Origin of the sequence: Streptomyces colwelliae (assembly GCF_048158785.1) — a bacterium.
In the GTDB taxonomy this organism is placed as follows: Bacteria; Actinomycetota; Actinomycetes; order Streptomycetales; family Streptomycetaceae; genus Streptomyces.
This window is the reverse complement of sequence record NZ_JBLTJC010000582.1, coordinates 1-4,562: the sequence shown is the minus strand read 5'-3', so window position 1 is coordinate 4,562 and position 4,562 is coordinate 1. Positions and strand designations below refer to the sequence as shown.

The following is a 4,562-nucleotide window of genomic DNA, read 5'->3' as shown; positions in this document are numbered from 1 at the left end:
CCCGGCTACGGCGGCTCGCGGTCCTTCGCGCTGCCGGAGTTCGACCCGTTCTGGAAGCGGGTCGAGGAGGCGGGCGTGCTGGTGGCCATGCACTCCTCCGACAGCGGCTACTCGCGCTACTCCAGTGACTGGGAGGGCAAGAGCCAGGAGATGACGCCGTTCCAGGCGCAGGTCTTCCGGATGATGTCCGAGTGGCGGCCGGTCACCGACGCGGTCGCGTCCTGGGTCTGCCACGGAGCCCTGTTCCGCTTCCCGGAACTGAAGGTCTCGGTCATCGAGAACGGCTCTTCCTGGCTGCTGCCGCTGCTCGACCAGTTGGGCAGCACCTACAAGAAGCAGCCGAAGGGCTTCCTGGGCGACCCGGTCGAAGAGGTCAGGAAGCGGATCCACATCAGCCCGTTCTGGGAGGAGGACATGGCCGCGCTCTCCGAGGTCGTCGGAGTCGAGCGTGTCCTGTTCGGGTCCGACTACCCGCACCCCGAGGGGCTGGCCGACCCGGTCTCCTACATCGACGCGCTCCAGGGCATGAAGGAGGCCGACCAGGCCAAGATCATGGGCGGCAACCTCGCCCGGTTGATCGGCGTATGACCTGGGAGAGCATCCCGCAGATGGTGCTGAGCGCGGCCGACCGCTTCGGTGACGCCGAAGCCGTGGTGGACGGCCCGCTCCGCCTCACGTTCACCGAGCTGGTCGAGCGGGTGCGTGTGGCTGCGGGTGCGTTCGCGTCGGCCGGGGTGGAGCAGGGCGACCGGGTCGCGATCTGGGCGCCCAACTCCGCCGAGTGGATCGTCGCCGCCTTCGGTCTCATGACCGCGGGCGGTGTGGTGGTGCCGGTGAACACCCGCTTCAAGGCGGACGAGGCGCACGACATCATCGTCCGCAGCGGTGCGAAGGCCGTTCTCGTCCAGGAGGGCTTCCTCGGCCTGGACTTCAAGGCACCGCCCGGTGTGCCGGTGATCGACCTCAAGTCCGGTTTCCTGGCGAGCGGTTCACCCTTCGAGCGGAAGGTGACCGGCGACCAGGTCAGCGACATCGTGTTCACCTCGGGCACCACCGGCCGGCCCAAGGGCGTCCTGATGACCCACGCCCAGACGCTCCGGCTGTACGCGGAGTGGTGCGACCTGGCCGGGGTCAGGGAGGGCGACCGCTATCTGATCGTCAACCCGTTCTTCCACATCTTCGGCTTCAAGGCCGGCATGGTCGCCTCGCTCATCCGCGGCATGACCATCCTGCCCGTGCCCGTCTTCGACGTGGACACCGTCCTCGACCTGGTCGAGCGCGAGAAGGTGACGGTCCTGCCCGGCCCGCCCACGCTCTACCACTCACTGCTCACCGACCGCGGCACAAGGGACCTGTCCTCACTGCGCGTTGCGGTGACCGGGGCCGCCGACATACCCGTCGAACTGATCCGCCGCGTGATGACCGAACTGCCCTTCACCTCGATCATGACGGGCTACGGCCTGACCGAGGCGGGCACGGCGACCGCCACCCGGCCCGGCGACTCCTTCGAGGACATCGCCACCACCGTCGGCACCCCCTGCGACGGCGTCGAGGTCCAAATCGCCGACGACAGCGAGGTGTTGGTCCGCGGCTACAGCGTGATGCGCGGCTACTTCAACGACCCCGACGCCACCGCCGAAGCCATCGACGAAGACGGCTGGCTGCACACCGGGGACCTCGGCACGCTCGACGAGCGCGGCTACCTGAGGATCGTCGGCCGCAAGAAGGACATGTTCATCGTCGGCGGCTTCAACGCCTACCCGGCCGAGATCGAAGGCTTCCTGATGGAACACCCGGCGGTCGCCCAGGCCGCCGTGATCGGCGTCCCCGACGAACGCATGGGCCAGGTCGGCAAAGCCTTCGTCGTCCTCCGACAGCCGCTGACCGCCGACGAGTTGATCGAGTGGAGCCGGCTCCGGATGGCCGGGTTCAAGGTGCCCCGGACCGTGGAGTTCCGCACGGAACTACCGCTGAACGCCACCGGAAAGGTAATGAAGGACCTCCTGCGATGACGCCTCCCACACCGCCCCAGGGCGACGACCCCGTACGGACCGCGTCCGGCCTGCCCCTCAAACCGGTCTACGGCCCCGACGACGTCGACGCCGCACCGCCCGCGCCGGGCAACTTCCCCTTCACGCGCGGCAATTACGCCACCGGCTACCGGGGACGGCTGTGGACGCTGCGCCAGTACTCCGGCTTCGGCACCGCCGAATCGTCCAACCGCCGCTACCACTACCTCCTCCAACAGGGCGGCACCGGACTCTCGGTGGCGCTCGACCTGCCCACGCAGTGCGGCTACGACTCCGACGACCCCGAAGTGGCCGAGGAGGTCGGCCGGGTGGGCGTCGCCGTCGACACGCTCGCCGACGCAGAGGTCCTGTTCGAGGGCATCCCCCTCGACAGGATCAGCACCAGCTTCACCATCAACGGAACGGCCGCGATCCTGCTCGCCTTCTACGTCGCCGCGGCCGAACGGGCGGGCGTACCACGGGCGAAGCTCACCGGGACGATCCAGAACGACATCCTCAAGGAGTACGCGTCCAGGGGCACTTGGATCTGGCCGGCCGAACCCTCGCTGCGACTCATCGCCGACACCATCGAGTTCTGCGCGGCCGAAGTACCCCGCTTCAACGCCATCTCCGTCGCCGGCTCGCACTTCCGCGACGCCGGTGCCAACGCCGTACAGGAGATGGCTTTTACCCTCGCGGACGGGGTCACGTACTGCGACACGGTGCTGGCCCGCGGCCGTATGACGATCGATCAGTTCGCCCCGCAGGTCTCCTTCTTCTTCTACACGCACGGCGACTTCTTCGAGGAGATCGCCAAGTACCGCGCAGGGCGCAGGCGTTGGGCGACCATCGTGCGCGAGCGGTACGGCGCGGACAGCGACAAGGCGGCCATGTTCCGCTTCGGCTGCGTCGCCGGAGGCGCCTCGCTGTACGCGCCCCAGGCGCAGAACAACACCGTCCGGGTCGCCTACGAGGCGCTCGCCTCGGTGCTCGGCGGCGTCCAGTCGATGTTCACGGCCGCCTGGGACGAGCCGTTCGCCCTGCCCAGCGAGGAGTCGGCGACACTCGCCCTGCGCACCCAGCAGATCCTCGCCCACGAGACCGGCGTCACCCGGGTCGCGGACCCGCTCGGCGGCTCGTACTTCGTCGAGGCGCTCACCGACGCCACCGAGGCCCGCATCGTCGAGATCATGGACGACCTGGAGCGCTACGGCGGCATGGTCCGGGCCATCGAGGACGGCTACCTCCAGACCCTCATCGCCGACGAGGCCTACCAGTTGCACCGCGAGGTCGAGGCGGGCACCCGGCCGGTCGTCGGCGTCAACCGCTTCGTATCGGACGAACCCCCGCCCGACCTCGCCACGTACGAACTCGACGCGGAGGGCCGCGACCGGCAGCTGAAACGGCTCGCCGACGTCAAGGCCACCCGCGACGCCTCCGTCGTACGGCAGCGCCTCGCCGAACTGACCCGCGCCGCGGAAGGTACCGAGAACCTCATGCCCATCCTGATCGACTGCGCCAACGCCTACTGCACGGTCGGCGAGATGGTGGCCGCGCTCAAGGCGGTCTGGGGCGAGTTCCAGCAGCCGGTGGTGTTCTGATGAAAGCCCGCGTACTCGTCGCCAAACCGGGGCTCGACGGACACGACCGCGGGGCCAAGATCGTCGCGCGGACCCTGCGCGACGCGGGCTTCGAGGTCATCTTCACCGGCATCCGGCAGCGCGTCGACGACATCGTGACCGTCGCCGTCCAGGAGGACGTCGCCGTCGTCGGCCTCAGCATCCTCTCCGGCGCGCACCTCTCGCTGACCACCCGGGTGATCGAGGGGCTGCGCGCCACGGGGGCCGAGGACATCGCCGTCGTGGTGGGCGGCACCATCCCGCCGGCCGACGTGCCGAAGCTGCTCACCGCGGGAGCCGCCGCGGTCTTCCCCACGGGCACGCCGCTCGACGCCCTCGTGGCCAAGATGCGCGCCCTGACATCCGTCACCTCGCCATGACCCGGCGTCAAGCCGAAAACCTGGAGGCAGCGTGCGCATCGGAGTGATGATCGGGCCCGAGCGCGGAGACTCGGTCCGCAAGGTCACACGGATGATCGACGACGTGACCTGGGCCGAGAAGGCGGGCTTCGACACGGTTTGGGTGCCGCAGATCCCGACCGACTTCGACGCGCTCACCGCCGTCGCACTGATGGGCGCGCGGACCGAGCGCATCGAACTGGGCACCGCCGTCGTCCCGTTGCAGGCCCAGCACCCCATCGCCCTTGCCCGGCAGGCGATTTCGGCCCAGGCCGCGGCGGGCGGACGCCTCGCGCTGGGCCTCGGACCGTCCCACCACTGGATCATCCGGGACATGCTGGGACTGCCGTACGAGAAACCGGCCGCCTTCACCCGCGACTACCTGGACGTCCTCGACGCAGCGTTCGGCGGAACGGACATGGTCGATGTCGAGAACGACACTTTCACCGTCCACAACCCGCTCACCCTCGCCCCCGTCTCCCCGCTGCCGGTCCTGATCGCGGCCCTCGGCCCGGTCATGCTGCGCCTCGCCGGGG

At 69.3% G+C, this 4,562-nt stretch carries 5 protein-coding genes; all 5 read left to right on the top strand.

Going from position 1 to position 4,562, the window contains the following annotated elements; translation table 11 throughout:
* The coding region (locus tag ACNFOC_RS51275; RefSeq protein WP_416965845.1) for an amidohydrolase family protein at positions 1-588 on the top strand (588 nt) is incomplete at its 5' end.
* Positions 585-2,012, top strand: coding sequence for a FadD3 family acyl-CoA ligase (locus ACNFOC_RS51270; protein ID WP_416965844.1), 1,428 nt, complete (start codon positions 585-587; stop codon positions 2,010-2,012). The genes ACNFOC_RS51275 and ACNFOC_RS51270, both read left to right, overlap by 4 nt.
* A complete protein-coding gene (locus ACNFOC_RS51265; protein WP_416965843.1) occupies positions 2,009-3,610 on the top strand; it encodes a methylmalonyl-CoA mutase family protein in 1,602 nt (533 codons plus the stop codon). Before ACNFOC_RS51270 ends, ACNFOC_RS51265 begins: the two co-directional genes overlap by 4 nt.
* Complete coding sequence (locus ACNFOC_RS51260) at positions 3,610-4,008, top strand: cobalamin B12-binding domain-containing protein (RefSeq protein WP_416965842.1); 399 nt, start codon at positions 3,610-3,612, stop codon at positions 4,006-4,008. Before ACNFOC_RS51265 ends, ACNFOC_RS51260 begins: the two co-directional genes overlap by 1 nt.
* A 31-nt stretch (positions 4,009-4,039) precedes the next feature.
* On the top strand, positions 4,040-4,562 hold a 523-nt coding region (locus tag ACNFOC_RS51255; protein ID WP_416965841.1), incomplete at its 3' end, for an LLM class flavin-dependent oxidoreductase.

Excerpts from the sequence above, each read along its gene's own strand:
- ACNFOC_RS51270 (WP_416965844.1), top strand. The coding sequence starts at position 585 with ATGACCTGGGAGAGCATCCCGCAGATGGTGCTGAGCGCGGCCGACCGC.
- ACNFOC_RS51265 (WP_416965843.1), top strand. The coding sequence starts at position 2,009 with ATGACGCCTCCCACACCGCCCCAGGGCGACGACCCCGTACGGACCGCG.
- ACNFOC_RS51260 (WP_416965842.1), top strand. The coding sequence starts at position 3,610 with ATGAAAGCCCGCGTACTCGTCGCCAAACCGGGGCTCGACGGACACGAC.